Below are 3,439 nucleotides of genomic sequence, written 5' to 3' on the forward strand. Positions count from 1 at the left end.
AAGCGGCCTCTGACTCCGCTCAGTTCGGAGATAAATCTTGACTTACAAGGATATAATGAGAAAAATTAGCTGTAGGTAACCATCTAAATCAACAGGAAAAAACAGGGTTGTTACGTATACAAACTGTGAATTTCTGATTTCCAAAAGTCCAGATATCTCCTATAAATCTTAACAAGCCAAATGGAGCAGATGAAACCGCTACTTTGGAAACCTTCTCATATTGGAGACCTTCTCATATTGGAGACTATAATGTCCGAAACCATATTCGAAAGACTGGAAAAACAACTCAAACTGCTCCTCGACGGGACAATTCCCACTCACGCGACTTATGACCTTAATGCGGCTCTGGACCTGACCAAGATTATGGAAGTCAAAGGCTTTGCCTTTCAACTTAAAGATCTCTGCCCCAAAAGCCTGACCGAGTCCCTGTGGTGTGCGAATTTCGTCAAGGATGGCGAAGTTTTTTCAGCCGAATATCCGCAAGCACCAGTGGCGATCTGCGCGGCAGCAATCGGCGCATTAACCAACCAATAGTCGAGCGTATATACATGCTTGAGGTTTCTGAAAACTGAGCGGACTGTACTGTTTAGCTTTCCACCTAAATCCTGCACGTCCGAAGAGGTAATCGAACAACGGGAGACTCCGTGGGGTGCCCTTTTAATGTGCAGGTAGGTGAAAACGATCTTGGTTTCACGAATCATGTAGTATTTATCAGTGGCTTCAGTAGGCGTGTCGACCGATTACAGTACCAACTTCTACATACTCAGCTGATGGTTCGCCCTTCGTCATACAAACAGTTCAGGTTTTTTATCAAAACAGAATCTTGAACTAATAGATCTTGTAGAACTGATTTATTAAGCCACAGGATTTCGACAGGGCCATGGGCTCGAACCGTCTTGTCATTTTTTCCGGTTAATGAATTATATATCCCTAATACCGATCCCGGCCCAAGTATATCCTCTATTTCTTCTCTATCCGTTCTTTGTTTGAGTAGTTCTACCGATCCGCGTACTACAACAGCCATTGACCCTTCAGGTTCTCCCTGCTGTAAAAGAATTTCTCCCTGTGAATGGATACGAACCTCTATTGTTGAAAGTAAACGGTTGCGGGTCCCGGGACTCACATTATTAAGCCAGACAGCCTGTTCAAGCAGGTTTCCGGGACCTGGGACTTCTATCTTTGTCGGAGAATGGCGCAGTTGTTTTAATCGTTCATCAACATTTTGCAGCAATTTGTCTGCTTCAGCCGTATCCAGTAAGCCTGCATCAATGAGCCCATCGATTACACCGCGCTGTCTGTTGAGGAGAGAGCGACAGGCGGCTCTGGTTTCCAGAGCAACAATGACTTCGGGAAAGGTTTGCCGCAACTGTTCGATCCGACCATAGGTATCGCTCTTGTTCTTCAGGATGTCTTGCCTGACTGCTTCTCCTGATTCAGGCGAGGGGGCGAGTTGGTCTATCAACGCTGTATTGGCATCCTGGGCATGGATAAATCCCCGAGCCACGTCATAACCCAGCGCAAGGCGATCAAAAGAGCCTGAGAGTGCAATTTCTCTTACCAGAGGAAGTTTTTCAAGGCAACGAAGAAGAGTAGGTTTTTCCCATAATTTATGAAGCAGGGGTCGCGGTGTTATTGTCGGTGCTTGATCAAGAGCCCTTTCAACAGCATCCACCAGAACATGGGTTGCCGCTCCCCCCAGCAATCCCTGTTTAAACTGCAACCAATAGTTTTTTCGCTCAGCTTCAAGCAGCCGGCGCCTGAACTCACAATCAAGTTCTGCTGCTGTGGCCGATTGAGCTTCCACAACATTACCCTTTCTATTCGTTCCTTCCATACTAATTTGCTGGTCGATAAGATTCCAGTCTGCCCCCTGGAAAAAACCATCTTTTTTGAGACGGGGTAGGAGTATGGCCATCTCCTGCTCTATCCGGTCCTTTGCCCTGTCAACTGTGGTTTGTTTGGCTGGCGGTAATTTGCTCAAGTCCAGCCATTGAAGTAACAGGCGCATGGTCGTGCCGTTTACCAGCAAAGTAAGGACAACTATGCCGGCTGTTAAAAAAAGTATTTGCTCTCCCAATTCCGTCGGCATTCGCTGATCTTGCGCAACGGTGAGTGCCAGGGTAAGAGCAACAGCACCACGCAGACCTCCCCAGGAGAGGACAACTGCTTTTTTGAAATTAATACCGATACCGATATGTTTCAAAATAGGGAGAAAAAGAGAAATGGAGAAAGCTCGTATGAGCAGAATGCCGGCAAACAAAATAAACAGGGCTTTCCATGACTCGGGAGAGTCCAGCTTAACGCGTAGGGCAATGATAAGCCCGACCAATAGAAAGATGATCGTATTTGCTATATAGGCCATCATCTCCCAAAAATGATGGAGGAACTCTGAGATTTCAGGTGAAATACGAGTTTTTCCCACCCCTGCCAAAAGCAGAGCCAAGGCCACGACAGCCATGACACCGGAAACATGAAAAATAGTTTCCGCCACCAGAAAGGCGAGATAGGCAACGGCCACGGAAATTGTAATTTCCACCATTGCGTCTTTAAACACCTTACCGATGAGCACCATAGCCAACGTACCGAAGGCAAGACCGACCAAGAGCCCAATACTGACACCCCACAAAAACTGCCAGCCAACAAATGAAAACAGGCCCCATGAAGTCTCCTGCGGGGTACCGTCCAGAATAAGGTGATAGAAGAGCGCAAAAAAGACGATAGCTGTACCGTCGTTCATGAGTGACTCCCCTTCCAGGAGCGTTTCCAGCCGTTTCCTTGAACTCAATTCTTTGAGGAGTGCTACCACTGCCACGGGGTCGGTGGCACTGATGAGGGAGCCGAAAAGCAGAGCAGCCGGCCAGCTCCAGTTCCACGGGAAAAACAGTTTGGCGAGGATGGCTGTCAACAAAATACTGACGAGCAGGCCGGGTGTTGCGAGGATGGCGATTTGTAAAAAAGCTCTGCGAAAGAGATGTACCTCCATGGCAAAGGCCGATTCAAAAATAAGGGTAGGAAGGAAAAGAAACATGATCAGGTGCGGGTCAATCCGCACAACTAGCTGAAGGGCGTGACCAAGCAACTCAAAATTTTCAGGAAAAACACCGCTACGTTCCGCCAAGCCCAGAGAGAGCCCTAGCACCAGAAGGGCGACCGTATACGGAAACGCTATATTTTTGAGACTATGCCGTAGAAGAGCACCTGTAAAGAGAGAAACAATGACAAAGAGGAGGACAAAAACACCTGAATGATGTTCCATAAGCTCTCTTTTTGCAGTAGTTAGTCCTGAAGACTCCTGTAATGTTTGTTACCGGACAGCAGTTCCCAGAGTAAGCCATCTTGCCTCAAATGAGTCTCGATAAGCCTCTGCTTCTATTACCTTTACCAGGCAACGTCTTTCTGGCGTGCAGTTTCTTGGTTGTGAGCTGCTGAAATGAGAACA

The 3,439-nt window shown here is 47.3% G+C and carries 2 protein-coding genes; one reads left to right on the top strand and one right to left on the bottom strand.

Annotated features, from left to right (window positions below; genetic code table 11):
• The first annotated feature begins 249 nt into the window (after nucleotides 1-249).
• A complete protein-coding gene (locus tag JWH17_RS22920; protein ID WP_205225029.1) occupies nucleotides 250-534 on the top strand; it encodes a hypothetical protein in 285 nt (94 codons plus the stop codon).
• Nucleotides 535-763: 229 nt separating this feature from the next.
• Here JWH17_RS22920 and JWH17_RS22925 read toward each other — a convergent pair whose 3' ends face one another.
• On the bottom strand, nucleotides 764-3,256 hold the full coding sequence (locus JWH17_RS22925; protein ID WP_205225030.1) for a cation:proton antiporter: 2,493 nt from the start codon (nucleotides 3,254-3,256) through the stop codon (nucleotides 764-766).
• Nucleotides 3,257-3,439: the final 183 nt, after the last annotated feature.

This window comes from Desulfogranum marinum (assembly GCF_016918565.1).
Taxonomy (GTDB): Bacteria; Desulfobacterota; Desulfobulbia; order Desulfobulbales; family Desulfobulbaceae; genus Desulfogranum; species Desulfogranum marinum.

What these genes read in the sequence shown, in the direction of transcription:
- JWH17_RS22920 (WP_205225029.1), top strand. Translation starts at nt 250, where the DNA reads ATGTCCGAAACCATATTCGAAAGACTGGAAAAACAACTCAAACTGCTC.
- JWH17_RS22925 (WP_205225030.1), bottom strand. Translation starts at nt 3,256, where the DNA reads ATGGAACATCATTCAGGTGTTTTTGTCCTCCTCTTTGTCATTGTTTCT.